Raw genomic sequence first — 13,862 nt, 5'->3', positions numbered from 1 at the left:
TGTTAAAGAGCGGTTGGTTAAGAGCTTTCGTCTCAACCGAGGCGCGCATTCTACAGCAGCCTCTGTTGCTGTCAAGCAGTAAATTTCAAATTTTCTTCATGAAATTCAACTACTTGCCGCTAACTCAGTTTCAAACTCCTCGTTAGCGGGAGGCGAATAATACAGTGTTTTATTTGGTGGTCAACCACCTGTTGTAATTATTTTTACCTAATCCATGCGGCTTAGGCGCAGTACCGACTTCTGCCTCATGAGCAGTCCAGGCTTTGCTTGCATTACCCGTCGACAAACCCGCCCTCTTTACCAGCTGCGCTATGATCGCGCCCCTCTGCGCCAGGATTCTTGAACGGGATGTCCATGTCTTTGCCACTAGCTGACGCTCATCAATCACTACCACCCGTACTCGTCGGCCCGTTATTGCGGCGCCTGGAACCTGCGCGGCTGGTGCTCTGGCTGGTCGGGTCGCGTGCGCTGGCGCTGACGCTGCGCCTGCAAGGCATCGATATCCGCCTCAATGCGGATCAATGCACGATCATTCCCGTCGGCACTCATGCCTTTATTCATCTAATCGATGTACCGCTGAACACCGCCCTGCCCTGCGACACGCTAATCGAGTACGACCTGCTGATCACCGAGGCGGATGGCGCTCCGTCGGGCATCGCCGAATGGGCACCTCACCTACTATATGGCGAAGCGCGCTGCCCGAACTTTGTGTTGCGCTCACAGATCGATCAGTTGCTGCATGGCTCCTGCCGTAAACCTCACCATCCGGCGGCCGATGGCTTGCTGTGTGTCGACCGGTTGCTCGCGTCAGAGCCGGACGCAAGCAAGCGTCCGGCTCTATTAATGATGAGCGGCGATCAGGTGTATGCAGATGATGTCGCGGGGCCAATGCTGCGTGCAATTCATGCCTTGATCGAACGCTTGGGGTTGTTCGACGAACACCTCGACGGCGCAGTGGTCAGCGTCAGCACCAAACTCTACGAACATCCGGCCAGTTACTACCATCGTGCGGATTTGTTACCGGCACTTGAGAGCAACGAAACCCTGCGCGAGCGATTTTTCGGTGGGGCGCGTAAGCCGATTTTCACCAGCAGCAGCGCCGACAATCATTTGGTGACCTTCGCCGAAGTCATGGCCATGTACCTGCTGGTGTGGTCGCCAACGCCCTGGACGTTGATCGCGCCGCAACCACCGACACTGACGCCCGAACGACGCAAGCGTTATGCCCTGGAGCAGACGCGCATCGATGGGTTCAAGGCGGGGCTGGGTGGCGTCGCGCGAGCGATGGCGCATTTGCCATGCCTGATGATTTTCGATGACCACGATATTACCGATGACTGGAATCTTTCTGCGCAATGGGAGGAAACGGCCTACAACCATCCGTTCTCCAAGCGCATCATCGGCAACGCGCTGCTTGCTTATATGTTGTGTCAGGGTTGGGGCAACAACCCGGATGCGTTTGGCAACGTACTGGAAAAAACCCGCTTATTGAGCGTCACGGGGCAAGACCATCACCTCGACAGCGAGATCCAGGACGAATTGATCGATGAACTGCTGAGTTTTCAGCAGTGGCATTACGTGCTGCCCACCCGCCCGGCGCTGGTGGTGCTCGACACCCGCACCCGGCGCTGGCGTAGCGAGATGAATCTCAAGCAGCCGTCGGGCCTGCTGGACTGGGAAGCGCTCAGTGAGCTGCAACAGGAATTGCTCGATCATTCTTCGGCGATCATCGTCTCACCGGCGCCGATCTTCGGCGTCAAATTGATCGAAACCGTACAGCGCGTGTTCAGTTGGTGCGGTTACCCACTGCTGGTGGACGCCGAAAACTGGATGGCTCATCGCGGCGCGGCTCAGGTGATCCTGAACATTTTCCGACACTCCCGCACACCCGGTAACTACGTGGTGCTGTCCGGTGATGTGCATTATTCCTTCGTCTATGAAGTATTGATCCGACACCGCAAGGCCGGCCCGCGTATCTGGCAGATCACCAGCAGCGGCATCAAAAACGAATTCCCACCCGCCCTGCTCGAATGGTTCGACCGCCTCAACCGTTGGCTCTACTCGCCCCGCTCGCCCCTTAACTGGCTGACCAAATGCCGACGCATGCGCATTGTTCCGCACATCCCCGAACACGCCGAAGCAGGGGAACGGTTGTGGAACTCGGCAGGAATTGGCCAAGTGTTCTTCAATGAAAAGGGCCAGCCACAGGATATTTATCAATTCAATGCGGATGGATCGCCGAAGACGCGAATGATCGCGCCAGAAATGTCCGAAACAGCCGACTGACTTCGCACGAATGACCATGAGTAATCATTACCCGGCCACCCTAAACCTCACTCGAACCCTGATCATCGGCAACTCCGGCTCGGGCAAGAGCTGGCTGGCCAAACGACTGGCCGAGCATCTGCAAGTGCCCTGGATTGATCTCGACCTGATTCACTGGGCATCTGATGAACACAGCATCGCCCGTCCCCGCGCCGAGGCATTGGGAATGGCGCGGGTGGCGGCGAGTGAAGAGCGCTGGATTATCGAGGGTGTTTACGGCTGGATGGTCAGCGAACTTGTGGAGCAGGCCACTGCGCTGATCTGGCTGCGTCTGGAGGACGAAGATTGCGTGAACAACATACGCCAGCGAGAAGCGAGGCGGGACGAGAAGGAAGAGTTGCTGATTGCGTTACTCGATTGGGCCGGCAGCTACCGTACTCGCCAAGGGTCCAGTGGATTTGCCGCCCATCAGCGTTTGTTTGACCGGTTTAGCGGGTCGAAACGCCAACTGATGAATCAGGCTGAAGTCTCGGCTTTCGTCAGTGCGGTGCAACCAACCGACTGATCGTCCCTGCCGTTTTCTGCGTGCGAATCGGACTCCTACATTGGACACGACTAGCTGGCGAGATTGTCAGAATGGGATTACATCGTTCGCAGAAACGTCTTGAAGAAGCTTCAGCGATACTTTAACCCAGCGTGGATATGTCGTCTGCGTAATGACCACTCGTAGGTGTCGCCTTGTCATCATGTACTCATTTCTGTACGTTCTTTGCATTGAGCGAGGACTACAACATGCAAACCATCAACTACACCACCGCACGTGCACATCTGGCCGAAACCATGGATCGGGTCAACGAAGACCGTGCCCCATTGCTGGTTACCCGCCAGAAAGGCGAACCTGTGGTGATGATGTCTCTGGCGGAGTACAACGCTCTCGAAGAGACAGCCTATCTGCTCCGTTCTCCAGCCAATGCCGAGCGACTGATCAAATCAATCGGCAACCTACGAGCAGGGAAAACCAAAGTCAGGCAACTCATCGAAGAATGAATATCGAGTTCACTCCTGAAGGCTGGGACGACTATTTGTGGTTTCAGCAAAACGATAAGGCCGGGCTCAAACGAATCAACCTGCTGATCAAGGCGATCCTGCGTGAGCCCTTCGAAGGATTGGGCAAACCTGAACCGCTCAAACACAATCTGAGCGGCCTCTGGTCACGCCGAATCACCTCCGAGCATCGCCTGGTTTATGCAATCGAGAATGGTGAGGTGCGCATCGTGCTTTGCAGGTATCACTACTGAGCACATTCAGGCCGCTTTCACCGCCCGCCCCACTCCTCTGACAATCATTTCCACTTCCCGCTCATCAATCGTCAGCGGTGGCAGCAGGCGAATGGTCTTGCCCCGTGTCACGTTGATCAGCAAACCGTGATCCCGTGCGGCGATCAGGGTCAGGTCGCGGATTGGTTGGGCGAGTTCGATGCCGATCATCAATCCCTGGCCACGGATCACCAGGACGTTCGGATCGTCGGCCAGTTCGACGCGCAATCTGGCAAGCAGGCGTTCGCCCTGAAGTCTGGCGTTTTCCAGCAGGCCTTGTTCCTCGATGATCTCCAGCACGGTGCAACCCACCCGACACGCCAGCGGATTGCCGCCGAATGTACTGCCGTGGCTGCCAGGTGTGAATAAATCCGCAGCCCTGCCCCGAGCCAGGCAGGCACCGATGGGCACTCCGTTACCCAGGCCTTTGGCCAAGGTCATGACGTCCGGGATGATGCCTTCGTGCTGAAACGCAAACCACTGGCCGGTACGGCCGATGCCGGTCTGGATTTCGTCGAGCATCATTAACCAGGCGCGCCGGTCACAGAGCTCGCGCACCGCTTTGAGATAACCAGGCGGCGCCACTTGCACACCACTTTCGCCCTGAATCGGCTCCATCAGAATCGCCACAATGCGTGGGCCGTGGGCTTTCTGCGCCTTCTCCAGGGCAGCGAGGTCGCCGAATGGCACTTTAATGAAGTCCCCCGGCAACTTGTTATACCCCAGGCGCACCGCCGGGCCGTCACTGGCCGACAAGGTGCCGAGGGTCCGTCCGTGGAAAGCGTTCTCCATGACCACTACCAGCGGCTGCTCGATGCCTTTGTGCCAGCCGTAAAGCCGCGCAAGTTTCAGCGCGGTTTCGTTGGCTTCGGCACCGGAGTTATTGAAGAACGCCCGCTCCATGCCCGACAGCCGAACCAGTTTCTGCGCCAGCCGCTGTTGCCAGTCGATGCTGTACAGGTTGGATGTGTGCAACAGCAACCCGGCCTGTTCGCTGATGGCCGACACGATTCGCGGATGGGAATGGCCGACGTTGGTCACCGCCACGCCCGCCACCGCGTCCAGGTATTCACGACCGGCCTGATCCCACAGGCGCGTGCCCAGGCCTTTGCTGAAACTCAGGGCCAAAGGTTGGTAAGTGCTCATCAGGCAGGTGGCAGTCATGACATCAAGCTCCATCAATAGTCGGTGTTTTTGCAGTATGGTTAGCCACCTGAGCTGGATAAATACCGCAACACTTCAATCATTTTAAAGCTGGGCTTGATAATGGATTTATTCCAGGCAATGACCGTTTACGTAAGAGTGGTGGAAGCCGGCAGCATGACCGCCGCCGCTTTGCAGTGCGAAATGTCCACGACCATGGTCGGTAATCACCTGCGGGCTCTGGAGCAACGCCTGGGTGTGCGCTTGCTCAACCGTACGACACGGCGTCAGCGTTTGACGGAATTCGGCACGGCGTACTATCAGCGGTGTCTCGAAGTGCTGGGGTTGGTGGCTGATTCCGAACGCCTGGCCGAACAAACCCTCGACGAGCCGAGCGGCACTCTGCGCATCACCGCACCGCTGACCTTCGGCACCGAACGGCTCGCACCGGCCCTGAGCGAGTTCACCCTGCGCTGCCCGCAAGTCAAACTCGATGTCGTTTTGACCAACCAGCGCCTGGACTTGCTCGACAACGGTTTCGACGTGGCGATTCGTCTGGGCACGACCGAGCTGTCCAACATGATTTCTCGCCCGCTCATCGACTACACGATGACCCTGTGCGCATCGAAGGATTATCTGGAGCGTCGAGGCACACCGCAGAAACCCGCCGACCTGCAACACCATGACTGTTTGGCCTTCGCCTACCCGGCCGGAGATGACTGGCACTCGGTAGCCAAACAATGGCGCCTGAAGGGGCCCGAAGGTGAAGTCATGGTGGCGGTCAGCGGGCCGATGTTGATCAACAGCTCGGCGGGGTTGCATCAAGCGGCGCGAACCGGCATGGGCATCGTGATGGTTCCCGATGCGCTGGTGGAACAAGACCTTCGGGACGGAAAACTGGTGGCCTTGATGCAGGACTACCAACTGCCAAGTCGGCCGATGAACCTGGTGTATGCCCAGGACCGCTACCGTTTGCCGAAATTGCGCAGCTTCGTTGACTTTGCACTGCAGTGGTGGGGCAAGCACTAGCCGGGGCAATACGCCATGAACTAATCTCCTCGACTGACGAGTCACGTTAATATCAGGACGGCAGGGAGACCGATGATGGGTGAGGCATCGAAAATCGAGCCGTTGAAGTTCGATCTGTCAGATTTTAACGAAGACATGCTGCACACCATTCTGGAACTGGTCAGCGATGGTATCTGGGACTGGAACGCCAACACCGGGTTCGTCTATCGCAACCCCGGGTGGTACGAGATGCTCGGCTATACGCCTCATTCCCTGGACAACAATGTGTTGACCTGGGAAAACGTGATCCACCCCGACGATTATTCGCGGGTCATGGCGTTGTTTGATGACTACCTGGATCAGCGCGCTCCCGCTTATCAGGCCGAGTATCGCTGCCGCATGCGCGATGGCACTTACACCTGGATCGAGGATCGCGGCTACGTGCTGGCACGTAATGCCGACGGCTCGGTGGCGCGAATGATCGGCGCGCACCGCAGCATCGAAGACAAGAAACGCCTGATCGAAGAAATGGAGCGGCGTAATCAATCCCTGGAAGCCATCGTCAAGGAACGCACTCGGGAGTTGTCCCGGGTCAATCAGCAGTTACAGATTCAACTCGAAGAAAATCGTAAATTGGCAGAAACCGATGTGCTGACCGGCATCGCCAATCGCTATCGACTGGAGAAAACCCTGCCCAAGGAATGCGACCGCGCCCAACGCTTCCGCGAACCCCTGTCGCTGATCGCCATGGACCTCGATGACTTCAAAAACATCAACGATCACTACGGTCACGCCCTGGGAGATGCAGCGTTGGTGCAAGTGATCGAGAGTGTGAAGCACTGCGTGCGCAAAGGCGATCTGTTGGCGCGCTGGGGCGGTGACGAATTCATCCTGATTTTGCCCAATACCTTGTTGGCCGACGCCAGGTCACTCGCTGAAAGAATCCGTCATGGCCTGGCGAGCCTGCTGCCGGTCGGGGACTATCAAGTGACCATGAGTTTTGGCGTGGTGCAGCGCTTTGAAGAAGAACAACAGACCGGGTTGCTGGCCAGGGCCGATCAGGCGTTGTATCGGTCGAAAATCGCGGGCAAGAACCTGATTTCGGGGTGAGGCGACTCCGTCCTGTCAGCCGCCCTGCATGCCCGCTTTCACCAATACTGGTTTTTCCTGATACCGACCCGGAAACAGTTGCTTCAACTGCGCCACTTTCGGCAGGTCATTGATCACGATGTAGGGGTATGTCGGATGCTCGGTCAGGAAGTCCTGATGCTCCTCTTCCGCCGGGTAGAAACCGTTGTAGCTTTCCAGCTTGGTGACAATCGGTTTATTGAACGAATGGGCAGCGTCGAGCTGGGTGATGTAAGCCTGGGCGACGCGTTGCTGTTCGGTGCTTTTCGGGAATAGCGCCGACCGATACTGAGTGCCTCGGTCCGGGCCCTGGCGGTTGAGTTCGGTGGGGTTGTGGGCCACCGAGAAATAGATCTGCAGCAGGCTTCCGTAACTGACCTGAGCGGGATCGAAGGTCACTTCGACGGCCTCCGCATGGCCGGTGTCACCCTCGCTGACCCGCTCGTATTGAGCGGTATTGGCTGCGCCACCGGCATAACCGGAAACCGCATTTTTCACCCCTTTGACATGCTGGAACACGCCTTGGACGCCCCAGAAGCAACCGCCGGCAAAAACCGCCGTTTCGCTGTGCGCCTGGGTGGTTTCATCAAGCGTCGGCGCCGGGATGAGGACCGCCTCTTCGGCGCCTGCGAACGAGAATGCAGAGCACTGACCGATAACGCTGGCGGCGGCCAAACCCAGAAATGTGCGACGCCAGTTGAATGGGGTTTTCATGGGCTGTCTCCTGAATGAATGGGGGCTATCAACCAAAGGTAAACGCATACGCCGACACACCCGGATCGAGAAACTCGATGCTGAAGGTCCGGTCTTTTACGCCTGTGCTCTGGCGTACCAGTTGATACAACCGCTGCTCGGTGACGCTGCCCCGGCCATCAGGCGCGACGTCGATACCGTGGGCATCACCTGGGGGCTTGCCATCGATCAACACTTTGAAACGCACCGGTTTGCCGTCAGCACCGGGGCCCAACACCAAGTGCAAGTCGCGAGCGTGAAACCGATAGACGATACGACTGGCCGCAGCGTTTGAAACGGCCCGCTCCGGACCGACAGCCCATTGACCGTCCAGGCTCCAGTCATTGAGGGCCAGTTGTGACGGTGGCTTATAGGCAGTCGCCTTGTCCGGCACCAGGCTGGTTTCAGAGGCGAAATGCTCCATCCGTCGGTAGCCGACATAGGTTTCGGGGGATTGCACTTCATTCATGTCCGGGGCGAGTTGAACACCCTGGGCGTTGGCATTGATCAGCCCCTGCGCGACTTTCGCGGCCCCCGCCTCACGCAACAGTTGCTGAATCACTTGCTCGGACTCGGCGTACTTGCCTTCACCAAAATGGTGATAACGAATGCGTCCCTGAGCATCGGCAAAGTAATGGGCCGGCCAGTATTCATTGTTGAAAGCACGCCAGATCTTGTAGTCATTATCGATGGCCACCGGGTAGGTGATGCCCAGGTCCTTCATGGCTTTGGTGACATTGCCCACATCCCGCTCGAAGGCAAACTCGGGCGCATGGACACCGATCACCACCAAACCCTGATCGCGATACTTCTCAGCCCAGGCCTTCACATACGGCAGGGTGCGCAGGCAGTTGATGCAGGAGTAAGTCCAGAAATCCACCAGCACGACCTTGCCCTTCAACGCCTGAGCGGTGAGTGGGGGCGAGTTGAGCCATTGCACGGCGCCGTCCAGGGATGGAAGGCTGCCCTCAATCGGCAGCGCGTTCGGCGCCTTCGCGGTCACTTTCATCGCATCTCCAGCGGCCATCATGCCGCCGGCGGGTTGATCGCCGGCCCGTGGAATCTGCGCCATCATCGCCCCGCTGTTGGCCGGAGTCTTACTGGCCAACCGGTTGACCAGCGCCTGTTCGATACCGCCGGTGGACGCCGTTGAAACCCGCGCCAGAATCCCGGTGTCCAGTCCCAGGGCTATCGCCACCACACCAACCAGCATCGCAGCGCCCAGGCCTCGACGCAGCCACTCGCCCGCGCCTATTGAGCGCTTCATTGCGGCGAAGACTTTACCGCCCAGCAGCAGTGCCGCAGCGAGAGAAGTGGCGGCACCGGCCGCGTAAGCCAATAGCAACAGGGTGGTCGCGATGCTTGCCCCTTGCAGCGCCGCACCGGTCAGCAGCAAACCCAGAATCGGCCCGGCGCAGGGTGCCCAGAGCAGGCCCGTGGCGACGCCGATCAGGAATGAAGCGCCGGGACGCGGCCGGGCATCGGCGCCCGCGGCTTGCGACAGCCGACCGCCGGCTGCCACCAGTGGACGCGTCAGGCGTTCGGCCAACCGCGGCAGCAACAGCGTCAACCCGAACAGTGCAACGAACAGCAACGCGAGCCAGCGACCGTATTGATTGACTTGCACCACCCAACCGCCGCCCACCGCCGCCAACGAGGCGACGAGCGCGAAGGTCAGCGCCATCCCCGCCAGCAGCGGCAAGCCACTTTTCATAAACGGCTGCCCGGTGCGAGCGAAGACAAAGGGCAATACCGGCAGAATGCACGGGCTGACAATCGTCAGCACACCACCGAGATAAGCGAGGACCAGAAGCCACATATCGTCGACCTGCATGAAGTGAGTGAAAGGAAGTGCCCATGGATCACGCCTGTGGCTTGAAGGTCAGCGCCAGGCCGTTCATGCAGTAGCGCAGACCGGTGGGCTTTGGCCCATCCTCGAAGACATGCCCCAGATGACCGCCGCAACGACGACAGTGCACCTCTTCGCGCAATACACCGAAGGAGCGGTCCTGTCGGGTGGCCACCGCGTTGTCCAGGGGGGCCCAGAAACTCGGCCAGCCAGTACGACTGTCGAACTTGGTGTCGGAAGAAAACAACGGCAGATCACAACCGGCGCAGGCAAAAACGCCTTTGCGGTGCTCGTTGTTCAGCGGGCTGCTGTAGGCCCGTTCGGTGCCCTCTTCGCGCAGTATTTCGTACTGCTCGGCGCTGAGCCGGGCATGCCATTCGCTGTCGCTGTGGGTCACCTCGAAAACCTCCTGCGCGCGGGCTTCATCGACCAGCGCAACGCTTGTGGAAAATTTTGGCAATACACCGATCACCAGGGCTGCAGCCCCCAGCCCGCCGCTCGCTACAAGAAACTGTCGCCGTGAAAACATGGCCTTCTCCAAAATTCCAAGTGCCTTGCATGGAACACAGCCTAGGCTTGAGTTGATCGCCAAATCCTCACGAGGAGTTAAATAATTCGTGATAACTCAATCTCAGGAAAACCCGCACAATGTGTTCATTGCGTCACAAAGGATCGAGCTCCATGGAACAGACCAAACGCGTCCTGGTGGTCGAGGACGACCTGCACATCGCCGACCTTATCTGCCTGCATCTGCGCGATGAGCAGTTTGAGGTGGTGCACTGCGCCGACGGCGACGAGGGCATGCGTCTGTTGCAGCAAGGAAGCTGGGACGCACTGATCCTCGACCTGATGCTGCCCGGCGTCGATGGCCTGGAAATCTGCCGCCGCGCCCGGGCCATGGCCCGTTACACACCGATCATCATCACCAGTGCGCGCTCCAGCGAAGTGCATCGGATTCTGGGACTGGAGCTGGGTGCCGACGATTACCTGGCCAAACCCTTTTCCATGCTCGAGCTGGTGGCACGGGTCAAGGCACTGCTGCGACGGGTCGACGCCATGGCCCGCAATCTGAAAATGGATGCTGGCAGTCTGATCAGCGATGGCCTGTCCATCGACCCGATCACCCGTGAAGTCTCCCTCGACGGCCGGCGTCTTGACCTCACGCCACGGGAATTCGACCTGCTGTACTTCTTTGTCCGTCAGCCTGGCAAAGTCTTCTCGCGCATGGACCTGCTCAATGCGGTGTGGGGCTACAGCCACGAAGGCTATGAACACACAGTCAACACTCATATCAACCGCCTGCGGGCAAAGATCGAGGCCGATCCGGCGCAACCGGCGCGCATCCTCACGGTGTGGGGCCGTGGCTACAAATTCGCAGCAAGCGGAGAGCAGCCATGAGGCTGACCCTGACTCAACGCCTGTCCCTGGTGTTCGCCGTGCTGTTGCTGGTGTGCAGCGGCACCTCGGTATGGATGCAGGTGCGCTCCAACCAGATGCATGAGCTGGAAGTGGTGCAAGGCTTGTCGCGGGATCTGGCGCAACACATCGCCCACGACACCGTGCTGATGGACCGCAATGGCCCGATGCCCAATGCCGTGCATGAACTGTTCAGCCAGCTGATGCTGGTCAATCCCAGTGTCGAGGTCTATCTGCTGGACACCGGTGGCCGGATTGTCGGCAGCGCCGCGCCCGAAGGCCGAATACACAGGGAGCAGGTCGATCTGCTGCCAATCCAGCGCTTGCTCAAGGGCGAGGCATTGCCGATTCTCGGCGACGATCCGCGCAGCGTCGATGGCCGCAAGGTGTTCAGCGCCGCGCCTTTACGGGTCAACGGTCAGCCGGCCGGTTATTTGTATGTGGTGTTGCTCAGCGAAGCGCATGACCGCTTCGCCGAGCGCGGAGCCACCAGCGCCGCACTCAATACCGCGTTGTTGTCCATCGGACTGGTGGCGTTGCTGTGCCTGATTGCCGGCCTCACGGCATTCGCCCTGATCACCCGGCCATTGCGTCGCTTGACCGAGAAAGTCAGTCAGTTCGATATCAACGGCGTTCCGACCGCTTCGCCCGAACCTGAGCCGGAGCCCATGGAAAAGGCCGCCAGCCACGATGAAATAGCCGTACTCGACGCAGCCTTCCGACAGATGCAAGCGCGCCTCGGTGAACAATGGCGCTCGCTGACCCGTCAGGATCAGGAGCGTCGCGAACTGGTGGCCAACATCTCCCACGACCTGCGCACACCGCTGGCCTCGCTGCACGGTTACCTGGAAACCCTTTCGCTCAAGGACGCCACCTTGTCCCCCGCCGATCGCCGTCGCTATCTGGGAATCGCCCTGGATCAAAGCCGCAAGGTCGGCGGCCTGGCGCAATCGTTGCTGGAACTGGTGCGGCTGGAACACGGTTTCGTGCAACCGGTGCTGGAGCGTTTCTCCCTGACTGATCTGGTGCAGGACATTTTTCAGAAGTTCGAACTCAGCGCCGAAGCGCGCCAGATTGAACTCAAGGCCACCTTCGCCCCCAACGTCGCCGTGGCCTGCGCCGACCTGGGGCTGATCGAGCGGGTGCTGACCAATTTGTTCGATAACGCCCTGCGCCACACGCCCCAAGGGGGAGAAATCGAACTCAGCCTCCGCCCCCAAGGGGCTTTTATCGAAGTGACCGTCAGCGACACCGGTCCTGGCATCGCCCCCCAACTGCGTGAAGGTCTGTTCCTGCGGCCATTCAACATTGGCGGCGCACGGCGCGATGGCGGGCTGGGGCTGCGGATCGTGCACCGGATCCTGCAATTGCACGGTCGCGAGATTGAGCTGATCGAAGTGCCGGGACGCGGTGCGACTTTTCGTTTTTCCCTGCCGGCGGATGAGCAAACGGCAGAGCAATGGATGGCTCGGTCTAAAACCTCTCACCAAAAATACTGACCAGCCACCTGTTCATCCGTGACAACGCAGCGTGGGTCCAATAGATTAGGCGGCCTGAAAAAGCCCTGTGCTTTCTCGCCTCTATCCAAGTTAAAGAAGTAGTGAAATTTCAATGTCCGATTCCAATACCGCTGAATCCGTAGTCACCTTGTCGTCCAAAGCGGAATACGAAAACTCCATCAATCTTTCACAACACGTGCCTCAGGCCAAGACCATCAGCGAGATGGTTCTGGACGCTTTTCAATCCACCCGGGAAAGCGACCAGATCCGCGAACTGCGCGCCGCGATTCGCCAGGCTCACGACAGCTTCGATGACGATAAAGCCTACGAATTGATGGGCGAACTCAAGCAATTGAAAGACGCCGAAGCGGCCGATATTGCCGCCCTGGAAGACCTGAGCAGCAAATTCCCGATCAGCCGCATTCTGTCCAGCTTCAAGGATGACCCGGCGTTCCAGGAAATCGTTTATGGCCTGGCGCTGAAAGTGCTGAACCAGACTCACCAAGCCATCAGCAACCCGAGCAGCGGCAAGAGCAAAGCGGCTCGCGCCAAAAAAGAAGTCGAAGTGTTCACCATCAGCAAGGACGGCATCAGCGTCACCCTGCCCCTGCGCACCCCGCGCTCGCGCCTGAACGTTGACCGTGAAGCGCTGGAATTCCTGGGCTTCACTTTCGTCGGCGAAGGTGAAGAAGCGGAGCTGGAAAGCGAGACGTTCCTGGACAATGCCGGGGCCGAACAACCGGTCAACCGAAAAAACATCATCACCGCGCTGCAGCAGCAGACCGCGTTCGACGGTTACAGCATCGCCGCGCAGTAACGCTAAACGCTGCACACAAAAATCCCCGCCATCGAGCGGGGATTTTTATTGCCTGCGCGCACGAGATTGGCACTCGGCTCAGGTGCTGCACGCCATCTCAAACCGCCCACAAAAACGGTTTAGCCCTGATGAAATCTTGTAGTTTCCATAAAGAGAAAACGATCAGACAAAGACCACTAGACCAATTCAATAGGCGAGTGCTTTTCCTTCCAGACAATGCCCTTCCAATAACATCGCCCCCCATTACGTACACCATCTGGCAGGCGAGACTGCCGACGAAAAAACCAGCGAGCGAAAGAGGCACGTTAACAGTCGCTTCGTCTGAGTGATTAGCGATGACATAAGAGGTGATTGCCACAATGGTCAACGGATTGCTCAGCGTTAACGCAAACACAGAGAAAAAGCCTGATTGGCGTGTGATGCTCATTGTCGAATCAGAGGACGCAGTGATCCTTATACCCAAATAGAAGAGATAGGCTATTGAGACAACTGTCAGAAGATCCAGATAGCCCAATACAAAGGTTTTGATCAGCGCTACCCCCATCAACGCGACTGCGGCATACAGAGCATCCGCCAGGGCTGCTCCGAACGCACCTGGTACGGCGCTCAATCGTAAGCGTCCGGCAAAGGCATCCGGCCCGAAGTCGGAAAATGGCGCAGCAGCCGATACCTTCCTGTGACCATTGCCA

General features: G+C 58.5%; 14 protein-coding genes. 9 read left to right on the top strand and 5 right to left on the bottom strand.

The features are described 5' to 3' along the window. Nucleotides 1-348 precede the first annotated feature (348 nt). From AC07V0_RS29890 to AC07V0_RS29875, 4 genes are all read left to right on the top strand, one after another. A complete protein-coding gene (locus AC07V0_RS29890) occupies nt 349-2,286 on the top strand; it encodes an alkaline phosphatase D family protein (protein WP_495020205.1) in 1,938 nt (645 codons plus the stop codon). Nucleotides 2,287-2,302: 16 nt separating this feature from the next. Further along, entirely contained in the window at nt 2,303-2,830 is a 528-nt protein-coding gene (locus tag AC07V0_RS29885; protein WP_495020204.1) for a P-loop NTPase family protein, read from the top strand. Between the two features lie 227 nt (nt 2,831-3,057). Then, a complete protein-coding gene (locus AC07V0_RS29880; RefSeq protein ID WP_007940444.1) occupies nt 3,058-3,312 on the top strand; it encodes a type II toxin-antitoxin system prevent-host-death family antitoxin in 255 nt (84 codons plus the stop codon). After that, nucleotides 3,309-3,563, top strand: a complete 255-nt coding sequence (locus AC07V0_RS29875) for a Txe/YoeB family addiction module toxin (RefSeq protein WP_007940443.1) — start codon at nt 3,309-3,311, stop codon at nt 3,561-3,563. Before AC07V0_RS29880 ends, AC07V0_RS29875 begins: the two co-directional genes overlap by 4 nt. A gap of 6 nt (nt 3,564-3,569) precedes the next feature. On the opposite strand, the gene AC07V0_RS29870 is transcribed toward AC07V0_RS29875, so the two are convergent. Beyond that, nucleotides 3,570-4,745, bottom strand: coding sequence for an aspartate aminotransferase family protein (locus AC07V0_RS29870; RefSeq protein WP_018930169.1), 1,176 nt, complete (start codon nt 4,743-4,745; stop codon nt 3,570-3,572). A 102-nt stretch (nt 4,746-4,847) separates the two neighbouring features. Between AC07V0_RS29870 and AC07V0_RS29865 the strand changes: the two genes are divergently transcribed. Continuing rightward, nucleotides 4,848-5,753 (top strand): LysR family transcriptional regulator, encoded by a 906-nt coding sequence (locus AC07V0_RS29865; protein WP_026286730.1) that lies wholly within the window; start codon nt 4,848-4,850, stop codon nt 5,751-5,753. Nucleotides 5,754-5,828: 75 nt separating this feature from the next. After that, nucleotides 5,829-6,842, top strand: a complete 1,014-nt coding sequence (locus AC07V0_RS29860; RefSeq protein ID WP_018930167.1) for a sensor domain-containing diguanylate cyclase — start codon at nt 5,829-5,831, stop codon at nt 6,840-6,842. A 15-nt stretch (nt 6,843-6,857) separates the two neighbouring features. On the opposite strand, the gene msrA is transcribed toward AC07V0_RS29860, so the two are convergent. From msrA to msrB, 3 genes are read right to left on the bottom strand one after another with little or no spacing between them, the layout of a single operon-like run. Continuing rightward, nucleotides 6,858-7,574, bottom strand: coding sequence for a peptide-methionine (S)-S-oxide reductase MsrA (msrA, locus tag AC07V0_RS29855; protein WP_495020203.1), 717 nt, complete (start codon nt 7,572-7,574; stop codon nt 6,858-6,860). A 28-nt stretch (nt 7,575-7,602) separates the two neighbouring features. Further along, nucleotides 7,603-9,411 (bottom strand): cytochrome c biogenesis protein DipZ, encoded by a 1,809-nt coding sequence (locus AC07V0_RS29850; protein ID WP_495020202.1) that lies wholly within the window; start codon nt 9,409-9,411, stop codon nt 7,603-7,605. Between the two features lie 43 nt (nt 9,412-9,454). Continuing rightward, a complete protein-coding gene (msrB, locus tag AC07V0_RS29845; protein WP_018930164.1) occupies nt 9,455-9,970 on the bottom strand; it encodes a peptide-methionine (R)-S-oxide reductase MsrB in 516 nt (171 codons plus the stop codon). Nucleotides 9,971-10,122: 152 nt separating this feature from the next. Here msrB and AC07V0_RS29840 point away from each other — a divergent pair, with 152 nt between their 5' ends. From AC07V0_RS29840 to AC07V0_RS29830, 3 genes are all read left to right on the top strand, one after another. Further along, the gene (locus AC07V0_RS29840; protein ID WP_018930163.1) at nt 10,123-10,839 is read left to right on the top strand and encodes a response regulator transcription factor; all 717 of its coding nucleotides are present in this window, start codon (nt 10,123-10,125) and stop codon (nt 10,837-10,839) included. Further along, nucleotides 10,836-12,356 (top strand): sensor histidine kinase, encoded by a 1,521-nt coding sequence (locus tag AC07V0_RS29835; RefSeq protein WP_495020201.1) that lies wholly within the window; start codon nt 10,836-10,838, stop codon nt 12,354-12,356. The genes AC07V0_RS29840 and AC07V0_RS29835 overlap by 4 nt, the downstream gene beginning before the upstream one ends. A gap of 112 nt (nt 12,357-12,468) precedes the next feature. Next, nucleotides 12,469-13,173 (top strand): hypothetical protein, encoded by a 705-nt coding sequence (locus AC07V0_RS29830; RefSeq protein ID WP_018930160.1) that lies wholly within the window; start codon nt 12,469-12,471, stop codon nt 13,171-13,173. Nucleotides 13,174-13,270: 97 nt separating this feature from the next. Here the strand turns inward: AC07V0_RS29830 and AC07V0_RS29825 are convergent. Beyond that, nucleotides 13,271-13,862: LysE family translocator (locus tag AC07V0_RS29825; RefSeq protein ID WP_495020200.1), on the bottom strand; the 592-nt coding region annotated here is incomplete at its 5' end.

This window comes from Pseudomonas sp. GW821-FHT01E10 (genome assembly GCF_059422365.1).
This window is presented reverse-complemented; position numbering and strand designations above follow the sequence as displayed.